Origin of the sequence: Dickeya chrysanthemi NCPPB 402 (assembly GCF_000406105.1) — a bacterium.
GTDB lineage: Bacteria > Pseudomonadota > Gammaproteobacteria > Enterobacterales > Enterobacteriaceae > Dickeya > Dickeya chrysanthemi.
Window position 1 is genome coordinate 3,806,396 of record NZ_CM001974.1, and the last position, 25,070, is coordinate 3,831,465.

Below are 25,070 nucleotides of genomic sequence, written 5' to 3' on the forward strand. Positions count from 1 at the left end.
ATCATCTTAGACGACATTCTTGCCGCTTGTCGCATCCCAAACATGAATGTGAGAACCTTATGGCCGCTACCTATACTTATTGGATCAGTACCGTTCTACTCTCTCTGCTCTATTTCACGTCAGCCGCGCTATATGTCGCGAAGAGCGCCGATGTTCGAAAGATACAGGCGGAGTTGGGCTATTCCGCTTCCTATCTCGTTCCCTTCATGATCGTGGTAAAAGTACTGGGCCCGATTGCGATTCTGTCACGCTTCAATGTGGCACTCAGCGATCTTGCGTATGCCGGCATCTTGTATCACCTGATTTTATCCGGACTCGCACACCTTGGTGTTCACAAACCCAAAGGCGCCATTCCGGCGGCCGTAGGGCTCATCCTTCTGGCTGCCTCTTTCGCGACACAAAACGTTGCTCGCGAACCTTCATCGCCCTACGCACCTGTTGCAATAGCAATCCAGGCGCTTCGTTAACTAAAAGACCTGGCCGCTCCACCGGCAACATACCTTCCATTTCCCCGAGGTTTAACATGAAAATAACCCTTTTCGGTGCAACCGGAAAAACCGGCAGCTATCTGATTGATGAAGGATTAAAGCGCGGCATGGATATGACGGTCTTTGCCCGACCGAACAGCCCATTTGAAAACGCCAACGTACGTGTCATACATGGAGAACTCACCGACAGAGATCGTCTAAGAGAGGCTATTTCGGGTGCTGATGCGGTGTTGTCGGCGCTCGGCCCGACTTCACTAAAACACCCCAAAAACTGGCCGATTACCAGCGCCATGAGCGCTATCACCGCGGTCATGAAGCAGGAAGGCGTAAAGCGCCTGATTGCTGTATCAACCGGTACAGCCCCAGATCCTGAAGACCGATTTGATCTAAAAATCAGATTCCCGGCGTTACTTATCCGGTTTGCTATGCCCGGCTCCTTTCAGGACATTATCGGACTGGCAAACACGATACGCGCTTCGGAGCTGGACTGGACGATGGTCCGTGTGGCATTCCTGAAAAATACGCCGGCGTCAAACCGCCTGAATGTCGGGCTGTATGGACGCACAATACATTCGCAGACGGTCTCTCGTCAGGATGTTGCCATATTTATGTTCGACCAAATCTCGAACCCCGAATTTGTTAATCAGGCACCCGGCATCAGCTCACGATAGCCTGATCGGGTATACCTGAGTGATATCAAGATGATTCAGATTACGTTTTTCGTGACGCCATCATCATTCCGCCACGAGGATGAGCTCGTGGCGTGCCGTTATCTGCGCCCTAATCTGCGCCCTATGGATTGCGCATCCAACAACACCCGCCCAGTGATTCACAATGCAAAAGCAGCCTCTTCGTCTTACCGCACATAGATATTCACAATTCTTACACCCTGAAAACAAAATAATAACATTTTATTATTATTTCACGATAACTTAACGTCCGTTTTCCGGATGTGGGGCTGAGTGATGATGCAATGTCTGGCGTATTGCCTGTCTTCACTAACAACCGCGATAAACGCGGTGTTGCATACGCTCCGGAAATACGGCCCGCTATGTCCAAATTAACAGGGCGACTCAACGTGGTATCAACTCATTTCCTGCTACGGGTAATGATATGCATACCGCAATATTTACATTCATTTTTATACGGTTAAAAAAGGTGTTATTGCATATGCTCAGAAAACTATCTCTCCTGAAAATCATCGTTATTTTTACTATCTCACCGTTTGCATTCGCCAAACAGGACGTCATTCGTATTGGCGTCGATTTGACTTTTCCCCCCTTTCAAATGCGGGATGAACATGGCAACCCGGCAGGGTTTGATATCGATATAACCGATGCTATCTGTAAATCAGTCAATGCAAAATGCGACTATATCGTAAACACATTCGATGCCCAGATTCCGGCCCTGCTCGCCAAAAAAATAGACGTTATTTCACCACTTGGCGTCACGAAAAAGAGAAAAGAATCGATAGATTTCAGCGACTATGCTTTTCATATACCGACCCGATTTGTTGCAAGGAAAGAAACGAACCTGCTTCCCCAGGTCGACATACTGCGAGGGAAAAATATAGCGGTACAACAAGGCACCATTCAGGAAGCCTACGCCAACAAACACTGGCGGCCTGCGGGGGTTAACGTTATAACCTACCCTGATCAGGAAGCGATTTACGAAGATTTATATGCCGGGAGGGTTGATGGCGCGCTGTGCCCATCGGTTGCTCTGACATTCGAATTCCTGCAAACCCCGGAAGGTAAGGATTTTGAGTTAAAAGGCCCGGAAGTAACCGATACGGATTTGTTCAGTATCGGCTCAGCATACGGTATACGCAAAGGCGATACGGAAACGAAGGAGATGTTAAATCTGGGCTTGAAAAACATAATGAACAACGGCGAATTTTCCCGTATCAAAAAACGGTATTTCGGCGATATTGATTTAAGCGTAAAAGAATAACGTCAGTCACAGTTAACCGATTCCTTGATTAATACTGAACTATTCCTTTCCGGTTCAATCACTCCCCCGGCCTGTAAAAGGCCGGGAAGAAGCAAGACGCCACAGTGCCGAAGCCTGTCGTTTGAGAAAAATCATGTCCAGGGTTATTCGGATAACGCTGTTTTATTATCGTTAATCTCACAATCTGGATGATTCAAAATATCACCCCATGCAGTGCCGTTCTGACCACAATACCGAACAGCGCCCCCAATGCGGCGTAACGGAACAGGCGAGTAAAACGGGAGCCGACACCGAGAAAAATACCGATCCCCGGCAAATCAAAGGTCTGAATCAGTAAACCAGCGGACGCATTGATCTGACTGACGCTCATCTTTCCTTGCTGAATCAGGTCCGATACCACGCCGAAATAAGCGGTGCCGCCCGCCAGACATTTCACCAGCGTCGGCATCACGAAAACCGGAGAAATATGGGCGGCGGCCAACAACGGCGAGAAGAAACGCTCAAGCGCCGCCACTGCGCCGGCGGCCTCCAGTATGCCGACAATCGTCATGGAGAGAATCAGCATCGGTACTGACCCCAGCGCCAGCCTGATGGCGTCCGCCCCGGCACTGTTAATAATACCGATAATGCCTCTGGCGGCCGTTTCATCGGCAGAGATCTCGCTGGAACGGCGGCTTTCCTCGATAGAGAGTTTGCGTCCCAGCACGTGGTAGGTCAGCGCGGCGGCGGCCAGACCGCCGATCATCGATATGACAATCGCCGCCGCCCAGTGCAGGCCAAACGGCGTCAGCGGATAAAATACGTTGCCCTGCCCCATGGCAAACACCATCGCCAGCGTCGCCGCCATATGACGATCAGATACGCCGCGTTTTTCCATCATCGCCAGCGTGGCCAGCGGCGCGGCAAAACTGACGAAATTAAGCTGAATTAACGCAAAGGTGCTCATCCCGGTGAGCCCAAAAGGCTTGAGGATGGGGGCCATCCAGCGCACCAACGCATCGACAACGCCTTTCACTTCCAGAAACCGCATGATGACCAGCATCACCACCATAATCGGCAACAGTGTATACAGTGCAACGTCAACGGAGGCTTTCCCCGATGACATGATAATTCCAATCACGTTCATGTAATGTCCCTGCTCGGGTGAAACGGCTCCGGTTGCCGCCGCCGGCGCGCCCCGGATTTCGTCCGGTTATTTTCGTGACAATCATCACAATATTCCACAACGTTTTTTACCTGCCTGCCATCGAATCACCACTAAAATTCGCGGCAACGACGGACGGATAACCCATCGCGTACTTGTCTGTCATAATTCGGTTTTTTCCCTATGGACGTTGCGCTACCATGGCCGCCACGTTGTTTTTGACTGAATTATATGGATATCTGATGCGTCGCCTGGTTGCTGTTTTCCCGTTGTTGCTGGCGCTGTCCGCCTGCAGCAATAAATCCACTGAGCCCACCGGGGCTGAAATTATCGGTACACCTGCCACCAACGCCCCATCCGGCGGCTTTTTGTTGTCCCCCGCCCATGCCGGCGGCATGCTGACCAACGGCGATTTCGCCAACAGCCCGGAAGTTAACCGCTTCGTGGATAAGATGGTGCAGCAGCATGGTTTCGAGCGCCAACAACTGCACGACGTGCTGGCGCAGGCGCAGCGGTTGGACTGGGTCATCAGGCTGATGGATAAACAAGCCCCCGCGCCATCAACCGCCACGCCTTCCAACATTCCCAACGGTGCCTGGCTACGTTACCGCAAGCAATTCATCACCCCGGATAACCTGCAAAACGGCGTCGCGTTCTGGAACCAGTATCAGGATGCACTGGAACGCGCCCAGCAGGTCTACGGTGTGCCGCCGGAGATCATCGTCGGTATTATCGGGGTGGAAACCCGCTGGGGCCGGGTGATGGGCAAAACCCGCATACTGGATGCGCTGGCTACGCTGGCCTTCGCCTACCCGCGCCGCGCCGAGTACTTCCAAAGCGAGCTGGAGTACTTTCTGCTGATGGCGCGGGAAGACGGCTTTGACCCGCTGTCGCTGCGTGGTTCGTTTGCCGGTGCGATGGGTTACGGCCAGTTTATGCCATCGGCGTTCAAGAAATACGCGGTGGATTTCAACGGCGACGGCATTCCCAACCTATGGGACCCGGTAGACGCCATCGGCAGTGTCGCCAACTACTTCAAATCAAACGGCTGGCAGCCAGACGGACAGGTCGCGGTGACCGCCAGCGGCCAGACTTTCGCACTGGAAACCGGCTTCAAAACCCGCTATTCCTTGTCAACGCTGGCAGCGGCCGGGCTACGCCCGACCGCTTCATTAGGCGGCGCGCAGGAAGCCAGCCTGCTGCGTCTCGACATGGGCAGCTACTACCAGTTCTGGTATGGCCTGCCGAACTTCTACGCCATCACCCGTTACAACCACAGCGTGCACTACGCTATGGCGGTATGGCAGTTAGGGGACGAAGTCAGAAAAGCGAAAATGGGGTATTAAACCGAGTAAAAATTGCTAACAAACGCATTAGTACATGCGGATGACGGTTTTCCCGGCGTCAAAAACTGTGCTGAGGTGGACGACTTCGCCGGGTGAGCCGCATGGACGCGGCGAAAGCCCGTGCCGCGTCTGACAAAAACGCGAAAAGCGTTTTTGAACAGCGTTTACGCTGGCCCGCAGGGCGAGCCACAGCATGTGGCGAGTAATCGCGTCACGGGCGGCCCGAACAGCGAAGGCGAACGCCGAAGGGACCGCGAAGCGGCACACCATTTTGCAATGCAAAATGGAACAGCGCTTGCGCTGGCCCGCAAGGGTGAACCCGTCAGGGTTCATAGTTTAGCCCTCAAGCCAGTGGTCAAGGAGAGGCGGCGCTGAGTAACCGTGTTGTCAGTCAAGCCATTCAACTGGCTACCACCCCATAATTTCTGTCATATTGTTGCTGCGTATGCAGCACGCCATAACACAGATGAACCAGCTTCCTCATCGCCGCCCCTATCGCCAGCATCTTTGCCTTGCCTTTTAGCAACAGTCGCTCGTATTGCGCCTTCACATGATGATTGTGACTGATGGCTGCTATCGCTCCCATATACAGCTTTGCCCGCATCGCGGATGGCCCGATTTTCGACAACCTGGCTCTGCCACGTACCGAGGCTCCTGAGCGACGCTCTACCGGGATGACCCCCAGATAAGCCGCCACCTGTTCTGCGCTCCTGAAGCAATTGCCCCGAATGGTAGCCAACATATTCCATCCGATTTGGTCTCCAACTCCATCAATCGACTTCAGAAGTTTCAGGTCGTTCTTTAGTCCGGGATGGTTGTCTATGTGGTCCGCTATCAGTCTTTCTATACGCTCCAGCTCATCCTTTACGTGCTGCACCATCGATTCCAGTGATGCCATCACTTCTTCTGTTGTCAGTGTCGACCTTAACGTGCTCAGCCGGTTTTCCAGGCGCTGTTTATCACCCAGCAGACTATCCCTGTGCTGCAGTAATGCCCTGAGTTTCCTTATTTCTGGAGCGGGGGACGTCCAGCACTCCGGCTGTCTCAGACAGCCATAACAGGCCAGCGCACAGGCATCCACTTTATCTGTCTTCGTAAGTATCCCCATTCCTTTGGCAAACTCTCGCAAACGGTGGGGATTTATCACCGATACAGCAATACCTGACTGATGAAGACCATAAGCGAGGTGTTCGTGATAAATCCCCGTTGCTTCCATGACGATATGGGCCTGACTCGGGTCACATTTTTGTCGCGTTAGCCATTCAGCCAGCGCCTCAACCGCGTTGGGGCCATTGGGTAACGTTTTCGTCTTCCGTTTACCTTTAATGCCATCAATTAACAGACATACGTCGACGACACGCTTACTGATATCAATACCTACGTAATACATAATGATGTCCCCCTTTCACTGAAGCCATCACGCCCGTTTCGCTTGTACGTTCAGAGTCAGTGCTCTAGGTAACCGTTCAATGTTAATGCTGGCGTGAAAGGTGAAACAGAGGGCTTAAACTCAACCACAAGGTTTACAGCCCTGACTCTCCTTCGAAGCTCACTCTGTTTCATGTCGTGATAGCTAATCACGACATGAGCAAGATACAAGCCTCTCCTTGTCGTGCGTGCGATGAAATAGCAAAGAAACGGCTCTGTTCATTCCGCACGAAACCATTCACCGCCCAGGCAGACGTCACCGTTCACGAGACAACATAGCGGTTTGGGCTGCCAGCCCGGTTTTATCTGTACGATAAAAACCTCATGTGCACGCTATCCGCTGTGCTTTGCCGCGTATTCCGCGCTGTTCACCCACTGATGATCCTGCTCCCAGCTAAAGCGCCACTGGCGCACCGGCCCGGCCATCACGTTGAGGTAATAACTGTCGTAGCCCGCCAGCGTCGCCACCGGATGATAGCCGCGCGGCACCATCACCACGTCCCGGTCATACACCGCCATGCACTCGTCCAGCGAACGATCCTCGGTATAGACCCGTTGTAGACAGAACCCCTGCGGCGGATTGAGCCGGTGATAGTAAGTTTCCTCCAGCCAGGTTTCCTGCGGCGGGTTGTCGACGTCGTGCTTGTGGCTGGGGTAAGAACTGGTACAGCCCTCGTCGGTGTAAACCTCCACCACCAGCAGGCTGTCTGCGGCCTGGTCCTCCGGCAGAATATTGTGCACGAAACGGCGGTTGCGCCCGACGCCACGCGCCTCGGCACCGATATCCTGCGGCGCGATCAACCGGGTGGGATGGTTACCCGCGCCCGGCGCGGCACAGACCGCCAGTTCCAGCGGCGTATCGGCGATGATCGTCACCGTTTCACCCGACGTAACATACACCGCCCAGGGCTTCTTACGCTCGAACGGGTTCATACGTTCGCCGATATGCTCAAACCGCGCCTGCGGCGTTACCACCGTTGCACGACCGCCGACCAGCACCAGACAACGCTCTTGCGCCACCGCCGGCAGCGCCAGCGTCGTACCGGTCGATAGCTGGTAAACCTCAAACCCGACATAACGCCAGCCCGCTCGGGCCGGGGTAATCTGCTGGATGCGCCCTAGCTCATCCGGCACATGATAACGAGACAGTAATCGAGACATCGCCACCTCCTGGTTGCTACCGTCAAATCAAACCGGCATCGCGGGCAAAGCGTTGCAGGTTAGTAAATCCCAACGTCGCGTAAGTCAGCGGATGCGCCACCGCCGGGTCCTGTTCGGCTTCCACCACCAGCCAGCCCTGATAATCCTGCGCTTTCAGCAGTTGGAACAATGACGGGTAGTCGACGCAGCCGTCGCCCGGTACGGTGAATACGCCGCTCAGTACCGCATCCAGAAAACTGGTTTTGCGGTTTTTCACTTCTTTGAGTACCTCGGGGCGGATATCTTTGCAATGCACGTGGTTGATGCGCGTCGCCCAGCGTTGCGCCACCGCCAACGGATCGGCACCGGCAAAGGTGAGGTGACCGGTATCCAGCAGCAACCCCACTTCCGGCCCGGTATGGGTCATCAGTTGGTCTACGTCGTCGGCGGTTTCAATCACCGTTCCCATATGGTGGTGATAGGCGATTTGCACCCCCTGCTGCTGGGTATAACGGGCGAATTCGCTGAGCTTCTCGCCGTATTCCTGCCAGCGCGCCGCCGGAAAACGCGGGCGCAGGTGCACCGGCGTACCCTGCTCGCCGTGAATCGCACCGGTCACTTCGGCGAACACCAACACGGTGGCACCCAGTTCCCGCAGCAGGTTGAGATGGTCCTGCACCGCCTCGATTTCCTCTTTGACCGAACGGGTCAGTAGTTGGCCGGAATACCAGCCGGAGACCAAACGCAGCTCATGTTGTTGCAGAATCGGCCCCAGCACGCCGGACTGACGCGGAAACTTGTTGCCCAGCTCAAACCCGGCGAAACCGGCCTGACGCCCTTCGCTCAGGCAGGTTTCCAGCGGGGTTTCCGCACCCAGCGATGGCAGGTCGTCATTGGTCCAGGTCAGCGGATTGATACCCAGTTGAACGCTCATTCTCGATTCCCTCTGCTCAGAATTAATGGAGTTAGCCGCGCTGACGCCACAAGGCGATCAAGTGCAGGTAGTTATCTTTGACATCGGCGATCAGTTGCTGATCGTCGATATCGCCGCGCAGCCACTGCTGCGCCGGCTGGGCAAACAACGTGCGCCCCACCGCAAATCCTTTCACCACCGATTGACCGGCAGCGGCGTTGAACCCCTGACGTAACGTCTCGATCGGCGCATCCAGCCCGAGGATCACCACGCCACGGCAATAGGGATCGCGCTCGGCCAGTAACTGTTCCAACCGTTGCCAGCCGTCGGCGGACAACGGCGGCAGTTTCCACCAGTCCGGCCGGACGCCAAGGTTGTAAAATCGTTGAATCGCCCGTAGGTACAGCTCGTCGCTGCGCGGCATATCGGCCGGCAGGATCACCTCCAGCAGCAACTCATGGCCGGACTGGCAACAGGCGCGATAGACCTCGCTCACCTGCCGCTCCTGCGCCAGCCGCAGCGGGCTGTCATCTTCCGGGTGGAAAAACACCAGGCACTTCACGATGTGTTCCAGCGGCCAGTTCACCAATTGCGAACCGATGTTGCCGTGCTCCAGCGCCAGTGGGCGTGAGCCCGGCAGCTCGATCGGGCGGCCTATCCACCAGCCTTGCCCGGTGATGGTATTGAGCGCGTCTTGCCCGAAGGTGCCGTCGCACAGTAATCCGGCTTTGCCGGGCATTAATCCGGCTTTGCCGGGCGTTAATCCGGCTTTGCCGGGCGTTAATCCGGCTTTGCCGGACGATTCGCCACTGCCCAGCAACCCGGCTTGCTGTGCCGCCTGCTGGCTGGCCTGGAGAATCAACTGTTTGAGCGCCGGGATCCGGCTACGCTCGGCACCACAGGCCAGCGCCATCTCCTCCAGTTGAATACGGTGATCGAAGGCAATGACGCACAGTTCTTCCCAGCGCTGACGGCGGGTGGTGACGCGATGCAGGTGGTTCAGTTCCGGGTCCAGATCCGGTCTTGGCACCGCATGGGCGCGCGCCAGATAATTATCCAGTTCGATACGGCTCGGCATCGCCGGGGCGCAGCCGTGGCGCGACACCACCAGCGCGCCGCAGGCATTGGCGTAGGCACAGGCTTTTTCCCAGCCTTCACCGCTCAAATAACCACGCAGCAAGCCGGACATAAACGCATCGCCCGCGCCCAGCACGTTGAGCACCTCGACGCGCACGCCTTTGACGGTGATGCCGTCATCCAGCGACGCCGGAATAGCGCCGGTGAACACCGAACAACCGAGCGGGCCACGCTTGCACACCAGCTCCGCCGCGGTATGCGAGCGCACCTGACGCAGCGCCTGCAATGTGTCGGTGTTACCGCCGGCGATATGAAACTCCTCTTCGGTGCCGACGATCAGGTCGAACAGGTTCAGCACCTGTTGCAGTTGCGCCGTCACCGCAGCGGATTCGATAAAACGGGTTTCGCCGTCGCCGGGCGAGGTCAACCCCCACAGCACCGGCCGATAGTCGATATCCAGCACCGTTTTCACACCGTGACGGCGGGCGTAGCGCAGCGCGGTCAATACCGCTTCGCGGGTGTTCGGGTGCGACAAATGGGTGCCGGTAATCGCCAGACTGCGCGACGAGGCGATGTAGTCTTCGCTGACATCTTCCGGCGTAATGGCCATGTCGGCGCAGTTATCGCGGTAGAAAATCAACGGAAAGGTTTCCCGGTCCTTGATGCCGAGCAGCACCAGCGCGGTTAGCCGCGTCGGGTCGGTAATCAAGTGGCTGGTGTCGCAGCCGACCTGCTGTAATTCTTCGCGCAGAAAGCGCCCCATGTGTTCGTCGCCGACCCGCGCCAGCATCGAGGAACGCAACCCTTGCCGGGCGGTGCCGTAGGCGACGTTGCCGGAAGAACCGCCCAGATATTTGGCGAAGCTACCCATGTCTTCCAGACACGCGCCGATCTGCTGACCGTACAGGTCTACCGCCACCCGCCCCATGCAAATCACATCAAACTGCTTTTGCGTAGTCATTATGTCCATTCCTGTCAGCCCAAAAGGGAAATCGACAACACGTCGGCCAGACGGTTATCCCACTTCATGCACCGCCACCCAGCGTGCGGCCTGATGCGACAGCACAATGGCATCCAGCACCCGGGAGACCCGCCAGCCCTCTTCAAAATCAGGCCACAGCGGCCGGTCGGCGGCGATGCCGTCGACAAGATCGCGCACCTCGACGGTTTTCTGATCGTTAAAGCCGAAACCATGCCCGGCGCTGGCGCAGAACGCAGCGTATTCCGGGTGTTGCGGCCCGATCAGCAAGGTCTGAAATCCTTGCCGGTTAACCGGGTCGTCATGCCGGTACAGCTTCAACTCCGCCATGCGCTCCTGGGTAAAACTGATAGCCCCGCGGGTGCCGGTGATGACATAACTCAGCCCCATTTTGCGGCCACACGCCACGCGTGACGTCTCGATCACCCCGCGCGCGCCATTGGCGAAACGCACCATCGCATGGGCCTGATCTTCGTTTTCCACCGTTACCCGATCAGCAGAACCGGCGCTGACCGGCCGCTGCGGCACTACCGTTTGCAGATCGCCGCACACCTCGGCTACCTCGCCGACCAGGTAGTGCGCCATATTGACGATGTGCGCCCCCACGTCGCCCAGCGCCCCCAGCCCGGCGGTATGCCGAAAACAGTGCCAGTCCGCCGGCTTGTTCGGGTCGGCCAGATAGTCTTCGTTGTGGGTACCGTAGAAATGGGTCACCTCGCCGATTTCACCACGGGCGATAATCTCTTTCGCCAGCTGTGCCGCCGGGTTTTTCATGTAGTTAAACCCGACCAGCGTTTTCACCCCCGCCTGGCGCGCGGCATCCACCATCTCGCGCGCCTCGGCGGCATTGAGCGCCAGCGGTTTTTCCGAATAGACGTGTTTGCCGTGGCGAATCGCCGCCATCGCCATTTCCTGATGCAGAAAATTAGGCGCGCAGATATCCACCACGTCGATGGCCGGGTCGGCCACCAGTTCCTGCCAGTCACTGGTATAGCGGGCAAAGCCCAGTTCCCGTGCACGCTGTTTCGCCAGCTCCGGCGAGACTTCCGCCAGCATCTCGCACACCAGTTGCCCTTTCAGCCCGTACACCACCGGCGCCTGCGCATAGGCGATAGCGTGGGCGCGGCCGATGTAGCCGGTGCCGATCAAACCGATTCGTACCTGTTTCATGTGTGTCGCTCCCATTGTCAGAGTGCGCCGCGTCGGCTTTTGGCGTAAGTATCGAACGCCACCGCCAGCACGATGATGAGCCCGGTGATGATCTGCTGGTAGTAGGCCGAGACGTTCATCAGCACCAGCCCGTTAATCAGGATCCCCATAATCACCGAGCCGATAATGGTACCGCTGATACGCCCGTAACCGCCCATCAGCGAGGTGCCGCCGATCACCACCGAGGCGATGACCCGCAGTTCGAACGAAATACCGGCTACCGCTTCGGCGCTGCCCAGCCGGGCGCTGAGAATAAAGCCCGCCAGCCCCGCCAGTGCGCCAATCACTACGTAGACGCTGACCAGCACCCGCTGTACGTTAACCCCGGCCAGCCGCGCCGCCTCGGTATTGCCGCCGATGGCGTACACAAAGCGCCCCCAGCGGGTTTTATGCAGCGCCAGCCAGCCGACCAACGCCACCAGCGCGAAGATCCAGATAGGGATAGAGACGCCGAGCAGTTCGCCGCGTCCCCACCAGCGGTAACCGGGATCAAACCCGGCGATGGGCGCGCCGTCGTTGACAACCAACGTCAGGCCGCGCCAGATGGTCATGCCGCCCAGCGTGACGATGAATGGCGACAGACGCAGGCGGGTGACCCCCAACCCGTGCAGGAAACCGATGATCGTGCCTATCGCCAGACAGATGCCGAGCCCCACCAGCCAGCTCATGCCGCCCCAGGCTTGCGCATCGACGGTGGTGAAGTTATCGCCTTTGATCACATAAGCGGCGGTCATGGCGCACACCGCCAGAATCGACCCGACCGACAGATCAATGCCTGCGGTCAGGATCACGAAGGTCATCCCCACCGCCATGATGCCGTAGATAGACACCTCGGTAAGGATGTTGGTGATGTTGCGTTCCGTCAGGAAGTTGCTGTTCTGCGACTGAAAAAAGATCAGCAGCAGGATCATGAAAATGAATACCCCGAAACGCTCGAAGAAGGCGATCGGGTCGATGCGTCCCCGGCCGTTGGCCGGCGCCGGCAATTTAATGCGGGATAAGGGTTGTTGCATACTCATAGACTCTCCGTTATGCGGCCTGTTGTGCGTCATGGCAGATGGCCATCAGGGTCATCAGCCGCTCTTCCGTGGCGTCATCGCCGTGCAGTTCGCCGGTGACCCGGCCTTCGCTTAGCGTGATGATGCGATCGGAAATCGCCATCACTTCCGGCAGGTCGGACGAAATGACGATCACCGCCACACCGCGTTTCGCCATATCGAACAGCACCTGATGCACTTCGGACTTGGTGCCGACATCGATGCCGCGCGTCGGCTCATCGACGATCAACACCCGGGGGTTGAGCGCCATACAACGCGCCAGAATCACTTTCTGCTGGTTGCCGCCGGAGAGCTTGCGCACCTCCTGCTCGCTGTCCACCATCTTGATGCGCAACGCCTGCCGGTAGGATTCGATCAGGTCGTCCTCGCGGCGGGTATCGACGAAGTAGCGCCAGCGCAACAGCGACGACAGGCTGGAGAGCGACAGGTTGTTGCGGATAGACAAGCCCAGCACGGCACCCTCTTTTTTGCGATCTTCCGGCACCAGCGCGATGCCCTGATCGAGCGCATGCAGCGGATCGACCGGGTGGTAGGGCTGTCCGTCGAGCCAAAATTCACCGGAAGTGAACGGGTCGGCGCCGAACAGGCAGCGCGCCACTTCGGTGCGGCCAGCGCCCACCAGCCCGGCGATACCGAGGATCTCGCCCTCGTGCACCTGAAAACCGATGTTATCGAGCGCGATGCCGTGCGGGTCGAGCGGCGGTTTTTCCCGGCACAGCCCTTTCACCGCCAGCCGTACCGGTTTGTCGTGATGATGGGTTTCCGACGGCGGACGGCGGGTAAACACCACATCGCGCCCGACCATCATGCGAATGATGCCGGCCACATCGATGTCGGCCACGTTGCCGGAACCGGTGTAACGGCCGTCCTGAAATACGGTGAAACGGTCACACAGTTGGAACACTTCGTGCAGCCGGTGCGTGACATAAATCACGCTGACGCCGCGCGTTTTCAGCTCACGCACCACCCGATGCAGGCTCTCGACTTCGCTGTCGCTCAGCGCGGCGGATGGCTCATCCATCACGATCAGCCGGGCGTTCAGCGTCAGCGCACGAGCGATTTCCACCATCTGCTGTTGCGCTACGCTCAGCCGCGCCACCTGGGTGGTCGGCGCTATGTTCAGTTGCAGGTACTCCAGTATCGTGCGGGCTTCCTGATTGACCGCTTGCGCATCGACAAACAGCCGGCTGCGTTGTAATTCACGGCCAAGAAACATGTTTTCCGCCACCGTCATGTTGGGCAGCAGGTTGAATTCCTGATAGATGGTGACGATACCGCGGTTTTGCCGCGCTACCGGCGAATCCTGCGGCGACAGCAGCTCGCCGTTGAAGCGGATATCGCCGCTGGTCTGAGGCTGCGCCCCGGCCAATGCCTTGAGCAGAGTAGACTTGCCCGCGCCGTTCTCACCCAGCAACGCGTGGATTTCGCCTGACTGTACCGTCAGTTGCACCTTGTTCAGCGCCCAGACGCCGGAGAAATTCTTGGCCAGATCAGTGATAGCCAGTAAGGGTTCAGTCATGGGATAGCCCTCCTTCATCACCGGCCTTCCGGCCGGTGCGTGAGTGGTGTGTCCGCTTATTTGCCCGCTTCGCCGATACGTTCAGCATCGTTCAGGTTGTCTTTGGTGATCATGGTCGGCGGATAGTCCGCGCCGGTGATCGCCGATTTGGTGCGAATGTTGTTGGTCAGTTGGGTCATCGCCTGTGTTACCGCGTAGCCGGGACGTTGATCAGCGGTGGCTGCCAGCCAGCCGTCGCGTACCCGCGCCAGCGCTTCCGGTACGGCGTCAAAACCGGTGACCATCACCTCGCCCGGCTTCAGCCCCTGGCTTTGCAGCGCTTCAATCGCCCCCAACGCCATATCGTCGTTGGCCGACAAAATCACCTGCGGGCGCTTGGGCAGCGACGGCAGCACGCTTTCCACAATGCGCATCCCTTCGGAACGCATCCAGTTGCCGGTCTGATCCGCCACCAGACGGTACTTGCTGCCGCCGGCTTTCAGGCTGTCGCGGATGCCCTGCGTACGTTCGATGTTGGATGACGACCCCGGCTGGCCGGTCAGCAGCACGATATCGGCACCGTCCGGAAAGCGCGCTTTAACGAAATCGCCGATTGCCTGGCCGCCCTTGTAGTTGTTGGCGCCGAAGTGCGGCACTTTCTTGTCGGTCTTCACCGAACGGTCCAGCGTCACCACCGGCAGTTTGGCGTCCTGAATTTCCGTGACCGCACCGGACACCGCGTTGACATCGTTGGGCGACACCACAAACCCCTGTGCGCCGCGGGTGATGGCGTTTTCCAGATCCGCCACCTGTTTCGGGGAACTGCCCTGGCTATCCAGCACCTGCAGGTTAACGCCCAGTTCTTTGGCGGCCTTGACCGCAGTACGCTGCATGTGGACTTCAAATGGCATGGCCAGGTTGGGAGTACTGAATACAATCTGTTCGTTCTGGGCCTGTGCCAGACCGGACGACATCGTGAAGGCCATCGCGGCGGCCATGATGGTTATCTTTTTCATGGTGTTGTCTCTGCATCAGTTGGGTGTAGGTTATCCCCGTCATACTTCAAGTTGCCGATGCGTTGGCTTTCCTCGCTCACCCCAGTCACTTACCGATGTAAGCTCCTGGGGATTCACTGCGTCGCCGCCTTCCTGCAACTCGAATTATTTAGGGTATAAACGTCAGGTTATGTTGTTATTGATGTCGTGATGCCAGGGCCTGATGCCATGCCAGACCCTGTAGTTGTGTCATGTAGTTATGTCAGAGCGAAACCGCACGCCCCGTCGCCAGCGACTCCAGCGCTTTGTCGGCCAGATACAGCGCCCGCTCGCCGTCGACGCCGCTGCACTCGGGCCGGGTACGCCCGTGCAGCACCTCGACGAAATGACGCCATTCCGCCGCGTAGGCGTCACGGTAACGCTGCAAGAAAAAGTGTTCCGGTTTGGCGGCGAGACACCCGGCGTCGCCCCAGTGTTCCACCTGGTTTTCGCGGATATTGCCCGCGCTCAGCACGCCGAGTTCGCCGTGCAGTTCCAGCCGCTGGTCGTAGCCGTAACCGGAGCGGCGGCTGTTGACGATGGTCGCCATCGCGCCGGAGGCGAATTTGAACACCACAAACGCGGTATCGATGTCGCCCGCCGCGCCGATAGCCGGGTCCACCAGATTGCTGCCCTGCGCAAACACCGATACCGGCTCTTCGCCCATGATGAAACGCACCATGTCGAAATCGTGGATGGTCATATCGCGGAACAGTCCGCCGGACACGCGCACATACTCCGCCGGCGGCGGCGACGGGTCGCGGGAGATAATCATCAGCGATTCCGGCTTGCCGATACGCCCTTCGCCCGCCAGCGTTTTCACCCGGCGAAACTGCGGGTCGTAACGACGGTTAAACCCGACGAACAACGGCACCTGCTGTTGCTCCACCACCTTCAGGCAGTCGCGCACCCGGGCGATATCCAGATGTACCGGTTTTTCGCAGAAGATGGCCTTGCCGTGGCGGGCGGCTAGCTCGATCAGGTCGGCGTGGGTGTCGGTGGCGGACGCAATCAGTACCGCGTGTACCGCCGGGTCGGCCATCGCCTCATCGACGGTTTGCAAACGCGCCTGATATTTATCAGACAGCGCCTGCGCGTTAGCCGGATTGGGATCGACCACCGAATAGAGGCAGGTTTCCCGATGTTCGGCGATGTTGACGGCGTGAACCTGGCCGATGCGGCCGGCACCCAGTAAAGCAATGTTAAACATGGCTACTCCCTCGATACCTGGAGGTATCACTGGTTGGTTGTAGGGTCAGGGTCTGTTCTGCTTGTTAGAGTAAAGACAATAAAACGTTTATTTCAATTTCAGTAAAACTGGAAATTATGTTTTTGCGCGCCAGCTAACATTTTTGTGACATATGAGCAAAATAGTGTTAGCAAAATCACGAAACCATCGTCGTTCCGTCAACGCGTTGCAGAACGGGGAAAAACCCAATCAAGACGGGGGATTAGTAAAGAAAGACCACTGCGTATCTTGTAGCCGGCTCACGGGCAAAGCCGCCCGAGGAGAGACGGATAAGGCTATCCGCATTTCCCTGCCAGTGAATAAAAATGAAATAAATATTTCAAATGCCGTTTCCGTTGCAGAAAAACAAGGGCACCGGCGCCATACAGCGATGCTCAATCAGAGGCTGAACACCGCGTAGCAATCGCAGCAATGAGTTTGTTTAGCAATCAAAGCCGTGGCTGAAAACCGCGTTGAATTTGATAATGACAACCATTATTATTCAGGGATTGCTGATGCAACCCAGGGCAGGAAATAACGCAGCATGATTTCAAATCAGTACATCAGCCGCATCTCTCTTAACCGCGATAAGGTGGAATCATTCGACCTTTATCCATTTTCTATTCCAGCCATTCATTCGTTTGACTTTATTGACCCTCACCCCAAGGTAACCTTTTTTATTGGCGAGAACGGCAGCGGCAAATCAACATTGCTGGAAGCAATTGCCGTCGCCATGGGATTTAACCCCGAAGGCGGCACCCGAAATTTTAATTTCAGCACGCGGGCATCGCATTCAGCATTATCGAATTACCTGAGAATCGCCAAAGGCGTGAAACGTCCCCGGAATGGATTTTTCTTCCGTGCCGAAAGCTTTTTTAATCTGGCCTCCGAAATCGAACATCTTGATGCCGAACCGGCTGGCAGTCCGCCGGTGATTAATTCCTACGGCGGTCACTCGTTACATGAGCAATCGCACGGCGAGTCTTTTCTCTCACTGATGATGAACCGCTTTGGCAGCAAGGGGTTATACCTGCTCGACGAACCGGAGGCTGCACTGTCGCCAGCCAGACAATTGGCCATGCTCGCCAGAATGCATGACCTGATTCAGGATGATTCACAATTTATTATCGCCACCCACTCGCCGATTCTGCTGGGTTACCCGGATGCGTTAATCTACCAGTTCGATGGCGATAGCCTCTCGCCGGTAAATTATAAAGACACCGATCATTATCAAATTACACGCTCCTTTCTGAACAACCCGGAAAAAATGCTGCAAGAGTTGATGAAAAAATAACGCTTCATATCCAGAGACGAGTAAATCCCCCCCCCCGACAGTCACGCTAATTAATAAAATAAATTTTGGAGTCAAGTCATGTTTATTTCGGATAAAGACGTCGCCAGAAGAGTCATCAAAAACACCTCTACGATGATAATGTTAGTTGAAAAAGAGCTGGTCGAACTTGGCGATAAAATACCAGAGGAAGAATATAACCAATGTAAATACCGGGTAGGCGAACTTCTTTATACCCTTTGCAATGTGATCAATGATATTTCGATTGATCATCCTGATTTAAAACCTAAAGATTTTCCTGTTTACGTTCGAAAAGAGGTGAGTGAATAATTCAGGGTTCACACCTGTCATTCATCTCTGCGTATGGCGTATGGCAGAAGGTGCCCCGCAATGCTGCGCAGGGCACCAGCCAGACAATCAGGCGGATTAATACTGTCGGGCTTTTGAGCGCTGTAATTGCACCTCGCGCGCCGCGGCTTCAATCGCCGGGTTGTCCGCTACCTGCGCGGTGCCGGTGTTCCACCAGGCGTCGTAGCCGTGGGTCATGGTTTTCGGCAACACCTTGATATCCAGCAGACAAGGGCCGGAGTGCGCCTGTGCTTCGCGCACCGCCTGTAACAACGACGCCTCGTCCCGCACCGTCCACGCCCGACAGCCGTAGCTTTCGGCGTTGCGGGCGAAATCCACCGTCACCAGCGGGCCGGTCAGTTTGCCGCTGTTCGGGTCGCGCCGTCGGTTCTCGGTACAAAAACTGCCCATGCCCTGGCCCATTTGCAGGTTGTTGATGCAGCCGAAGCCGGCATTGTCGAACAGCAACACGGTTATCTTGATGCCTTCCTGCACCGCGGTTTGCAGTTCGCTGTGCAGCATTAGGTAAGAACCGTCGCCCACCATCGCATACACCGGCTGCTGGGGTGCGGCCAGCCGTGCCCCTACCGCCGCCGCGATCTCATAGCCCATGCAGGAATAGCCGTACTCCAGGTGATAGCTGTCCGGCGTTTTCACCTGCCATAGCCGTTGCAGGTCGCCGGGCAACGACCCGGCCGCGCCCACCACGATAGCGTCGTCTTCCAGCGCATCGTTGAGCAGCCCCAGCACGCGGGTTTGCGTCAGCCGGGAGCCCAACGTCTCACGGTATTCCGCCAGTTGTGCCTCCAGATGCCCGGCGATTTCCAGTTCCTGTCCGTCGTCGTCACGCCGCTCAAACAGCCGCCGGCGCTCCTGCTGCCAGTCGCTGCGCGCCTGCGCGACCTCCGCCCCCCAGCCGCTGCGGTAGCCCTGCGCCTCCAGCGCCTGCATCAGTTGCGTCAACCCCTCGTGGGCATCCGCCACCAGCGCGGCGGCATCCAGCTTGAACGCATCGAACTCCGCCACATTGAGCAGCAAAAACTCCACCTGCGGGTGGGTAAACAGCGACTTGGAGGCGGTGGTAAAGTCGGTCAACCGGGTGCCGACGCCAATCACCAGATCCGCTTGTGCCGCCAGCCGGTTGGCGGCCTGCCCGCCGGTCACGCCGATGCCGCCCACGTTGAGCGGATGCGACGAGACCACTGCGCCCTTGCCCGCCTGGGTTTCGCCGAACGGCAGATTGAAACGTTCGGCAAACCGGCGGAACGCGTCGTGCGCACCGGCATAACGCACCCCGCCGCCGCAAATCAGCAGCGGGCGACGTTTACGCGCCAGCAACGCCGCCGCCTGCGCCAGCCGGGTGGTATCCGGCGGGCGACGTTCCAGATGATGAACCCGCCGCTGGAAGAACGACAGCGGGTAATCCCAGGCTTCCGCCTGTACGTCCTGCGGCAGACATAGCGTTACCGTGCCGGTATCCGCCGGGTCGGTCAGCACCCGCATGGCGTTGACAAGCGCGCTCATCAGTTGCTCCGGGCGGCTGATGCGATCCCAATAGCGCGATACCGGCCGCAGGCAATCATTGGTGCTGAGGGTGGCATCGTGATACTGCTCAATCTGCTGCAACACCGGGTCGGGCTGGCGACTGGCGAACAGATCCCCCGGCAGCAACAGCAACGGAATACGGTTGGCGGTGGCAGTAGCGGCCGCCGTCACCAGATTGGCGGACCCCGGTCCTACCGAGGTGGTTACCGCGTATACGCGACGCCGCCGGTGTTGTTTGGCAAACCCCACCGCAATGTGCGCCATGCCTTGTTCATTACAGCCCTGATGCACCTGCAGGTGCCCGGCGTCCTGTTCGAGCGCCTGCCCGATGCCAAGCACGTTGCCGTGCCCGAAGATGGTCATCACCCCGGCAAACAGCGGCGTTTCCTCACCGTCAACCTCAAGGTACTGCTGATTAAGAAACCGGACCAGCGCCTGCGCCATGGTCATTTTCAACGTGTCCATCGTTCTGCTCCCGCAAATCAGGTGGAATTACTCTAGCGTCGGCATGACAAAGCTACTGGCGTGCTGTTCCAGACGCACGCTGGCCGGCCAACGGCTGGTCACGGTTTTCATGCGGGTATAGAAACGCACGCCATCGTTGCCGTGTACGTTGAGCGGGCCAAAAATGGAACGCTTCCAGCCGCCAAAACTGTGGAACGCCATCGGCACCGGGATCGGCACGTTGATCCCGACCATACCCGCCTGCACCTCTTCACTGAACTGGCGGGCGGTTTCGCCGTCGCGGGTGAAGATGGCCGTGCCGTTGCCGTATTCATGCTGGTTGATCAGGGTCAGCGCGGTCTGGTAATCCGGTACGCGCACCACCGACAGCACCGGGCCGAAAATCTCCTCCTGATAGATCTGCATGTCCGGCATCACATGGTCGAATAGCGTCGGCCCGACAAAATAGCCCTGTTCATGCCCGGATACGCGAAGCCCACGGCCATCGACCCGCAACGTCGCGCCCTGATCGACGCCGCTTTGAATATAGCCGTTAATCTTGTCGCGGTGTGGACCTGAGATCACCGGCCCCATGTCGTTTTCTTTCCCGTCCACCAGACCGGGGCCGACGCGCATGGCGGCAATCTGCTGTTCCAGCTTGCCGCACAACGCTTCGGCGGTGTCATCCCCCACCGCGACCACCACCGACAGCGCCATGCAGCGTTCGCCCGCCGCGCCAAATGCCGCACCGAGAATAGCATTGGCCGCCATCTCCATATCGGCATCCGGCATCAGAATACAGTGGTTCTTGGCACCGCCCAGCGCCTGACAACGTTTGCCGTGGGCCGATGCGGTGCGGTAGATGTACTCTGCCACCGGCGTCGAGCCGACGAAGCTTACCGCCTGCACGCGCGGGTCGGTCAACAGCACGTCTACCGCTGCTTTATCGCCCTGCACCACGTTGAACACGCCGTCCGGCAGACCGGCTTCTTTCAGCAGTGCCGCCAGCATCAGCGAGAGCGACGGGTCCTTTTCCGACGGCTTGAGGACAAAGGTATTGCCGGTGGCCAGCGCAATCGGGAACATCCACATCGGCACCATCGCCGGGAAGTTGAACGGCGTGATCCCCACGCAAACGCCCAGCGGCTGCATCAGCGAATGGCTGTCCACGCCGGTGCCGACGTTGGCGGAGTGCTCGCCTTTTTGCAGATGCGGAATACCGCAGGCGAATTCCACCACCTCAAGACCTCGGGTCAGCTCGCCCACGGCATCGGAATAGACTTTGCCGTGCTCTTCGGAAATCTGCCGTGCCAGCGCGCTCAGGTTTGCTTCCAGCAAGGCTTTGAAACGAAACAGGATGCGGGCGCGACGCAGCGGAGAGTGCTTCGCCCAGTCGGGGAAGGCCGCCGCTGCCGCGCTAATCGCCTGCTTTGTTTCGTCAGCGCTGCTCAGCGCCACCTGACGAATCGCTTCGCCTGTGGCCGGATTAAATACCGACGCAACGCGCCCGCTATGGCTGGGCGCAATCTCGCCATGAATGAAATTGGATACGGTTTCCATGGTTACACCTCTGCTGGGTTTAGGGTGACGGATGGCTGATACCGCTTTACTGTATATGAAATAAAAATTCCATTTTAATAAGAAATAAAACAAATGTTGATTATTGTGATCCAGGATAGATTTTCTGGTAAACGTCAGGTAACCGCTATTTAACCGGGTTTTTCAACGGATTTATCCGCCGGCACCGCATGAAACAGCTGAAGTATTCATTCTATTTTCTACCGAAAAAATAACAAATTGGTTTGAAATGCCGGTTCAACTCACTAGAATCGGATCATTACCATCCCGCCGGATGACGGAGAACAACACTATGGCGATGGCGACCAGCCTGAGAGAATTACAGGAGCAGATCCGCGCACGGTACGATGCCCTGAGTAAGCGTTTGCAGCAGGTGGCGCGTTACGTGCTGGATAACACCAACAGCGTGGCGTTTGACACCGTTGCGGTGATTGCCGAACAGGCGGACGTCCCGCCTTCGACGCTGATCCGTTTCGCCAACGCCTTCGATTTCAGTGGTTTCAATGAAATGAAACAGCTGTTTCGCATGAATCTGGTGGAAGAAACCGCCAGCTATACCGACCGGGCGCGCTTATTTCGGGAGATGGAAGACCGGGTACCGGAACGCCCGCAGGACATCCTGCACGAGTTCGCCCGCTCCAACGCGCAGGCGATGCAGCAACTGGCGGCACGCACCCAGCCGGAAGATCTGGAAAAAGCGGTCGACCTGCTGGCACAGGCCGATACCATTTATATCGTCGGGCTACGCCGCTCATTCAGCGTCGCTACCTATCTGTCTTATGCACTGAGTCATCTGGAAAGCCGCCCGGTGCTGGTCAACGGGCTGGGCGGCATGTTCCGCGAACAGCTGTGTCGCCTGAGCGACAAAGACATCGTGGTGTCGATCAGCTTCTCGCCTTACGCGCAGGAAACGGTGATGGTGAGTGAAATGGCCGCCAGCGCCGGCGCGCGCCAAATCGTGATCACCGACAGTCAGCTAAGCCCGCTGGCTACCCTGAGCGACCTGTGCTTCGTGGTAAAAGAAGCGCAGGTCGATGCCTTTCGCTCCCAGTCCGCCACGTTGTGTCTGGTGCAGTCGTTGATGGTGTCGCTGGCGTACCGTCAGGGCAACAGCCTACGCCAGCGTGAAGAGGGGCAGAAAAGCGCCTGATCGGCACCGGCGAGAGAAATTTCAGCCGGGTCGCCCTCCCGGCAGCCAGGTTCATCATCCCTGGTTGAAGCTCTCATACCTCACGCCGCGACTGTCACAAACGCGATGAAATCGGGTTCGCCCCTCTCTTTTTACGCCCTTTCTTTCATATGGGTTAATTCTGCATCACCACCGAAAAAGACAGCGCCCAGTTACCTGAAAAAGGTCCCGCCTCGCGGTATGAAGTGATACTCTTGCACCCACAGATCAAGACGTTTGACTTAGAGCCTATCCCATTAGGTGCCAGACAGTTCAACGATCCTAATAACAGAAAACGATCCCATAACGGAAAGAGTGATATGAGTAAAATTCGGGTTGGCGTGGTTTTTGGTGGTAAATCCTCTGAGCACGAAGTGTCACTGCAGTCCGCAAAAAATATTGTGGATGCCATTGATAAAACGCGATTCGATGTGGTGCTGTTAGGCATCGACAAGCAAGGGGAATGGCACGTCAACGACGCTTCCAACTATCTGCTCAATGCCGACAACCCGGCGTTGATCGCCCTGAACCGTTCCAGTCAGAATGTGGCGCTGATCCCGGGGCAAACCCATCATCAGTTGATCGATACGGCCAGCGCCAGCGCCTTGTCGCAGATTGACGTTATTTTCCCGATCGTTCACGGCACGCTGGGCGAAGATGGCTCGTTGCAGGGCCTGTTGCGCATGGCGAACATCCCGTTTGTCGGCAGTAGCGTATTGGGCTCCGCCGTCAGCATGGACAAAGACGTCACCAAGCGCCTGTTGCGCGATGCCGGGCTGCAGGTTGCGCCGTTCGTGACGCTGACCCGCGCCAATCGCGCCCGCCATGCTTATGGCGATCTCACCACCCAGCTTGGCCTGCCGTTATTCGTCAAACCCGCCAATCAGGGATCGTCCGTCGGCGTCAGCAAGGTGCGCAATCAGGCGGAATTCGATCACGCCGTGGAGCTGGCGTTCCGTTATGACCATAAAGTATTGGTGGAATCGGCGATCGTCGGACGGGAAATTGAGTGTGCGGTGCTGGGTAACGACTACCCGAAGGCCAGCGTTTGCGGCGAGATCGTACTGCATGACGAGTTCTATTCTTACGACACCAAATACATCAATGAAGACGGTGCCGCAGTGGCGATCCCGGCCGTGATGGACGACGATGTTCACCAGCATATCCGCGACATCGCCCTGCGGGCGTTTCAGGCGCTTGATTGTCGTGGTATGGCGCGTGTAGACGTGTTCCTGACGCCGGACAATCAAGTCGTCGTCAACGAGGTCAACACCCTGCCCGGGTTCACTAACATCAGTATGTACCCGAAACTATGGGAAGCCAGCGGCATCGGCTATACCGCTCTGATCACCCAACTGATTGAACTGGCGCTGGAGCGCCACGCGCAGGACAGCAACCTGCAAAGCTCGGTACACGAGTGAGGATGATGCTCCGGTACGCGCATGGCGTCTGCCGGAGCCGGTTCACTCAAATGCGGCTCAGAGCCGAAAACGCATCAATAGTCATAGACGGTTGGAAATTGATGACCTCGTAATTCGCTACCGCCTGAAACGGATCCTGCTCTAAAAACGCCTCCAGCTCTTCCCGCACGACGCTCTTCGCCAGAATCACTCCGCCGGTACGCGGATTCTTGCGTCCGGAAGCCACAAACATGCCCTGTTCATATCCCCGTTTCAGCCAGGTCACATGTTTCTCCAGCAAGTTCTCCACTTCATCCAGCGGCGCATGGTATGTCAAACTGATGATATACATGGTTGTTCTCTTCGTTATAAATCGGTATTCGGCCAGCGCCCTTGCTGCAACACTACCCGGTAACCGTCGGGATCACGGAAAGTTTTGCCCTGCCGTTCCCAGTAAGGATTAAATGACGCCACCACGCTGAAGCCGGCCTGTGCCATGCGATCGCAAGACTCCTGCCATCGTTCATGGTCAGGCATGTACAGCACCAGTAAATCGTCTTCCGTCGGCGCCGGCATGATCGGGTGAGTATGACAAACGGTAAACTCAAGGTGCCAGGCCAGCCCCCGTCGACCCAGCATAACACCACTGAAGCCGTCGTGTTGCGCAAACGCGCCTAATTTCTGCAACCCCAGCCCATCACAGTACATCCGCTCGCTGCGTTGCAGGTCCGTCACTGGCCGCGCTATACGTAATGTGGTCATGGGTCAATCCTTTTCGCTTGATGAAAAATACCGTGATAT

At 57.3% G+C, this 25,070-nt stretch carries 23 protein-coding genes; 8 read left to right on the top strand and 15 right to left on the bottom strand.

The genetic code is table 11. From position 1 onward, the window contains the following. The first annotated feature begins 59 nt into the window (after positions 1-59). From DCH402_RS16755 to DCH402_RS16765, 3 genes are all read left to right on the top strand, one after another. Positions 60-467: a DoxX family protein gene (locus DCH402_RS16755; RefSeq protein WP_040002336.1), complete on the top strand. Its 408-nt coding sequence runs from the start codon at positions 60-62 to the stop codon at positions 465-467. Between the two features lie 56 nt (positions 468-523). Further along, the gene (locus tag DCH402_RS16760; protein WP_040002337.1) at positions 524-1,159 is read left to right on the top strand and encodes an NAD(P)-dependent oxidoreductase; all 636 of its coding nucleotides are present in this window, start codon (positions 524-526) and stop codon (positions 1,157-1,159) included. Between the two features lie 499 nt (positions 1,160-1,658). Then, on the top strand, positions 1,659-2,441 hold the full coding sequence (locus DCH402_RS16765) for a transporter substrate-binding domain-containing protein (protein WP_040003688.1): 783 nt from the start codon (positions 1,659-1,661) through the stop codon (positions 2,439-2,441). Between the two features lie 193 nt (positions 2,442-2,634). Here the strand turns inward: DCH402_RS16765 and DCH402_RS16770 are convergent, their stop codons facing one another. Further along, positions 2,635-3,567 carry a nucleoside recognition domain-containing protein gene (locus DCH402_RS16770; protein ID WP_040002338.1) on the bottom strand — a complete coding sequence of 311 codons (933 nt, stop codon included), beginning with the start codon at positions 3,565-3,567 and terminating at the stop codon, positions 2,635-2,637. Between the two features lie 260 nt (positions 3,568-3,827). Between DCH402_RS16770 and mltB the strand changes: the two genes are divergently transcribed. Further along, positions 3,828-4,931: a lytic murein transglycosylase B gene (mltB, locus tag DCH402_RS16775; protein ID WP_040003690.1), complete on the top strand. Its 1,104-nt coding sequence runs from the start codon at positions 3,828-3,830 to the stop codon at positions 4,929-4,931. 27 nt (positions 4,932-4,958) lie between these two features. On the opposite strand, the gene DCH402_RS16780 is transcribed toward mltB, so the two are convergent. The 10 genes from DCH402_RS16780 to iolG all read right to left on the bottom strand — a co-directional run bounded on the left by DCH402_RS16780 (position 4,959) and on the right by iolG (position 16,477). Further along, positions 4,959-5,264: a hypothetical protein gene (locus DCH402_RS16780; RefSeq protein WP_233276296.1), complete on the bottom strand. Its 306-nt coding sequence runs from the start codon at positions 5,262-5,264 to the stop codon at positions 4,959-4,961. A gap of 67 nt (positions 5,265-5,331) precedes the next feature. Beyond that, positions 5,332-6,321 carry an IS110 family RNA-guided transposase gene (locus tag DCH402_RS16785; protein ID WP_040002339.1) on the bottom strand — a complete coding sequence of 330 codons (990 nt, stop codon included), beginning with the start codon at positions 6,319-6,321 and terminating at the stop codon, positions 5,332-5,334. A 371-nt stretch (positions 6,322-6,692) separates the two neighbouring features. Further along, complete coding sequence (gene iolB, locus DCH402_RS16790; RefSeq protein ID WP_040002341.1) at positions 6,693-7,520, bottom strand: 5-deoxy-glucuronate isomerase; 828 nt, start codon at positions 7,518-7,520, stop codon at positions 6,693-6,695. 22 nt (positions 7,521-7,542) lie between these two features. Then, positions 7,543-8,433: a myo-inosose-2 dehydratase gene (gene iolE, locus DCH402_RS16795; protein WP_040002342.1), complete on the bottom strand. Its 891-nt coding sequence runs from the start codon at positions 8,431-8,433 to the stop codon at positions 7,543-7,545. 31 nt (positions 8,434-8,464) lie between these two features. Then, a complete protein-coding gene (locus tag DCH402_RS16800) occupies positions 8,465-10,450 on the bottom strand; it encodes a bifunctional 5-dehydro-2-deoxygluconokinase/5-dehydro-2-deoxyphosphogluconate aldolase (protein WP_040002343.1) in 1,986 nt (661 codons plus the stop codon). Positions 10,451-10,504: 54 nt separating this feature from the next. After that, entirely contained in the window at positions 10,505-11,638 is a 1,134-nt protein-coding gene (locus tag DCH402_RS16805) for a Gfo/Idh/MocA family protein (RefSeq protein WP_040002344.1), read from the bottom strand. 17 nt (positions 11,639-11,655) lie between these two features. Then, positions 11,656-12,690 carry an ABC transporter permease gene (locus DCH402_RS16810; RefSeq protein WP_040003691.1) on the bottom strand — a complete coding sequence of 345 codons (1,035 nt, stop codon included), beginning with the start codon at positions 12,688-12,690 and terminating at the stop codon, positions 11,656-11,658. 16 nt (positions 12,691-12,706) lie between these two features. Further along, the gene (locus DCH402_RS16815) at positions 12,707-14,254 is read right to left on the bottom strand and encodes a sugar ABC transporter ATP-binding protein (protein WP_040002345.1); all 1,548 of its coding nucleotides are present in this window, start codon (positions 14,252-14,254) and stop codon (positions 12,707-12,709) included. A 56-nt stretch (positions 14,255-14,310) separates the two neighbouring features. Continuing rightward, entirely contained in the window at positions 14,311-15,249 is a 939-nt protein-coding gene (locus tag DCH402_RS16820; protein ID WP_040002346.1) for a substrate-binding domain-containing protein, read from the bottom strand. Positions 15,250-15,490: 241 nt separating this feature from the next. Then, on the bottom strand, positions 15,491-16,477 hold the full coding sequence (gene iolG, locus DCH402_RS16825; protein WP_040002347.1) for an inositol 2-dehydrogenase: 987 nt from the start codon (positions 16,475-16,477) through the stop codon (positions 15,491-15,493). Positions 16,478-17,039: 562 nt separating this feature from the next. On the opposite strand from iolG, the gene DCH402_RS16830 reads away from it, so the two are divergent. Together DCH402_RS16830 and DCH402_RS21670 are read left to right on the top strand one after the other, a co-directional pair. Continuing rightward, positions 17,040-17,789 carry an AAA family ATPase gene (locus DCH402_RS16830; protein ID WP_040002349.1) on the top strand — a complete coding sequence of 250 codons (750 nt, stop codon included), beginning with the start codon at positions 17,040-17,042 and terminating at the stop codon, positions 17,787-17,789. A gap of 78 nt (positions 17,790-17,867) precedes the next feature. Beyond that, positions 17,868-18,116 (top strand): hypothetical protein, encoded by a 249-nt coding sequence (locus tag DCH402_RS21670; RefSeq protein WP_071604732.1) that lies wholly within the window; start codon positions 17,868-17,870, stop codon positions 18,114-18,116. A 96-nt stretch (positions 18,117-18,212) separates the two neighbouring features. On the opposite strand, the gene iolD is transcribed toward DCH402_RS21670, so the two are convergent. Continuing rightward, positions 18,213-20,144 (bottom strand): 3D-(3,5/4)-trihydroxycyclohexane-1,2-dione acylhydrolase (decyclizing), encoded by a 1,932-nt coding sequence (iolD, locus tag DCH402_RS16835; protein WP_040002350.1) that lies wholly within the window; start codon positions 20,142-20,144, stop codon positions 18,213-18,215. 27 nt (positions 20,145-20,171) lie between these two features. After that, positions 20,172-21,683, bottom strand: coding sequence for a CoA-acylating methylmalonate-semialdehyde dehydrogenase (locus DCH402_RS16840; RefSeq protein WP_040002351.1), 1,512 nt, complete (start codon positions 21,681-21,683; stop codon positions 20,172-20,174). A 310-nt stretch (positions 21,684-21,993) separates the two neighbouring features. On the opposite strand from DCH402_RS16840, the gene DCH402_RS16845 reads away from it, so the two are divergent. Then, positions 21,994-22,851, top strand: coding sequence for a MurR/RpiR family transcriptional regulator (locus tag DCH402_RS16845; protein WP_040002353.1), 858 nt, complete (start codon positions 21,994-21,996; stop codon positions 22,849-22,851). Positions 22,852-23,189: 338 nt separating this feature from the next. Beyond that, positions 23,190-24,290 carry a D-alanine--D-alanine ligase gene (gene ddlA / locus DCH402_RS16850; RefSeq protein ID WP_040002354.1) on the top strand — a complete coding sequence of 367 codons (1,101 nt, stop codon included), beginning with the start codon at positions 23,190-23,192 and terminating at the stop codon, positions 24,288-24,290. A gap of 46 nt (positions 24,291-24,336) precedes the next feature. On the opposite strand, the gene DCH402_RS16855 is transcribed toward ddlA, so the two are convergent. Both DCH402_RS16855 and DCH402_RS16860 read right to left on the bottom strand, forming a co-directional pair. Beyond that, complete coding sequence (locus tag DCH402_RS16855) at positions 24,337-24,621, bottom strand: YciI family protein (RefSeq protein WP_012771011.1); 285 nt, start codon at positions 24,619-24,621, stop codon at positions 24,337-24,339. Positions 24,622-24,635: 14 nt separating this feature from the next. Next, positions 24,636-25,031: a VOC family protein gene (locus DCH402_RS16860; RefSeq protein WP_040002355.1), complete on the bottom strand. Its 396-nt coding sequence runs from the start codon at positions 25,029-25,031 to the stop codon at positions 24,636-24,638. Positions 25,032-25,070: the final 39 nt, after the last annotated feature.

Bases quoted from the DNA above. Each gene is read 5' to 3' on its own strand.
- iolE (WP_040002342.1), bottom strand. From the start codon at position 8,433: ATGAGCGTTCAACTGGGTATCAATCCGCTGACCTGGACCAATGACGAC.
- DCH402_RS16800 (WP_040002343.1), bottom strand. From the start codon at position 10,450: ATGACTACGCAAAAGCAGTTTGATGTGATTTGCATGGGGCGGGTGGCG.
- DCH402_RS16815 (WP_040002345.1), bottom strand. From the start codon at position 14,254: ATGACTGAACCCTTACTGGCTATCACTGATCTGGCCAAGAATTTCTCC.
- DCH402_RS16855 (WP_012771011.1), bottom strand. From the start codon at position 24,621: ATGTATATCATCAGTTTGACATACCATGCGCCGCTGGATGAAGTGGAG.
- iolD (WP_040002350.1), bottom strand. From the start codon at position 20,144: ATGGACACGTTGAAAATGACCATGGCGCAGGCGCTGGTCCGGTTTCTT.
- ddlA (WP_040002354.1), top strand. From the start codon at position 23,190: ATGAGTAAAATTCGGGTTGGCGTGGTTTTTGGTGGTAAATCCTCTGAG.
- DCH402_RS16760 (WP_040002337.1), top strand. From the start codon at position 524: ATGAAAATAACCCTTTTCGGTGCAACCGGAAAAACCGGCAGCTATCTG.
- DCH402_RS21670 (WP_071604732.1), top strand. From the start codon at position 17,868: ATGTTTATTTCGGATAAAGACGTCGCCAGAAGAGTCATCAAAAACACC.
- DCH402_RS16785 (WP_040002339.1), bottom strand. From the start codon at position 6,321: ATGTATTACGTAGGTATTGATATCAGTAAGCGTGTCGTCGACGTATGT.
- DCH402_RS16770 (WP_040002338.1), bottom strand. From the start codon at position 3,567: ATGAACGTGATTGGAATTATCATGTCATCGGGGAAAGCCTCCGTTGAC.
- DCH402_RS16860 (WP_040002355.1), bottom strand. From the start codon at position 25,031: ATGACCACATTACGTATAGCGCGGCCAGTGACGGACCTGCAACGCAGC.
- DCH402_RS16820 (WP_040002346.1), bottom strand. From the start codon at position 15,249: ATGAAAAAGATAACCATCATGGCCGCCGCGATGGCCTTCACGATGTCG.
- DCH402_RS16840 (WP_040002351.1), bottom strand. From the start codon at position 21,683: ATGGAAACCGTATCCAATTTCATTCATGGCGAGATTGCGCCCAGCCAT.
- DCH402_RS16755 (WP_040002336.1), top strand. From the start codon at position 60: ATGGCCGCTACCTATACTTATTGGATCAGTACCGTTCTACTCTCTCTG.
- DCH402_RS16765 (WP_040003688.1), top strand. From the start codon at position 1,659: ATGCTCAGAAAACTATCTCTCCTGAAAATCATCGTTATTTTTACTATC.
- iolG (WP_040002347.1), bottom strand. From the start codon at position 16,477: ATGTTTAACATTGCTTTACTGGGTGCCGGCCGCATCGGCCAGGTTCAC.
- mltB (WP_040003690.1), top strand. From the start codon at position 3,828: ATGCGTCGCCTGGTTGCTGTTTTCCCGTTGTTGCTGGCGCTGTCCGCC.
- DCH402_RS16830 (WP_040002349.1), top strand. From the start codon at position 17,040: ATGATTTCAAATCAGTACATCAGCCGCATCTCTCTTAACCGCGATAAG.
- DCH402_RS16845 (WP_040002353.1), top strand. From the start codon at position 21,994: ATGGCGATGGCGACCAGCCTGAGAGAATTACAGGAGCAGATCCGCGCA.
- DCH402_RS16780 (WP_233276296.1), bottom strand. From the start codon at position 5,264: ATGAACCCTGACGGGTTCACCCTTGCGGGCCAGCGCAAGCGCTGTTCC.
- iolB (WP_040002341.1), bottom strand. From the start codon at position 7,520: ATGTCTCGATTACTGTCTCGTTATCATGTGCCGGATGAGCTAGGGCGC.
- DCH402_RS16805 (WP_040002344.1), bottom strand. From the start codon at position 11,638: ATGAAACAGGTACGAATCGGTTTGATCGGCACCGGCTACATCGGCCGC.
- DCH402_RS16810 (WP_040003691.1), bottom strand. From the start codon at position 12,690: ATGCAACAACCCTTATCCCGCATTAAATTGCCGGCGCCGGCCAACGGC.